This window comes from Parazoarcus communis SWub3 = DSM 12120 (assembly GCF_003226565.1).
GTDB classification, from domain to species: Bacteria; Pseudomonadota; Gammaproteobacteria; order Burkholderiales; family Rhodocyclaceae; genus Parazoarcus; species Parazoarcus communis.
In genome coordinates this window covers 1-255 of sequence record NZ_QKOE01000200.1, presented here as the reverse complement: position 1 = coordinate 255, position 255 = coordinate 1, and the positions used below count along the sequence as shown (strand labels likewise).

At 60.4% G+C, this 255-nt stretch carries 1 pseudogene; it reads right to left on the bottom strand.

The features are described 5' to 3' along the window. A pseudogene (locus DNK49_RS23735) lies at window positions 1-255 on the bottom strand (IS1634 family transposase); the annotation flags it as partial.

The following is a 255-nucleotide window of genomic DNA, read 5'->3' as shown; positions in this document are numbered from 1 at the left end:
TCAGCGCCATGAAGCAGATCGACGCGTGCGCGCGGATCCGCTCGGGCAGACGGTGATACACCGGGCCGATCTCGATCTCGGACTTGAGCACCTTGAAACCGCGCTCGATATCGGCGAGCGATTTGTAGCGCTGAATCACGTTCTGCGCGGAAAGCCCCTCGGCGTTGGTCACCAGCAGCAGCTTGCCGTCCATCATTTCGGCAAGACGCTTCGCCTTGTCGTCGATGTGGTAGCTGAACAGCTCCTCAGCCAGAT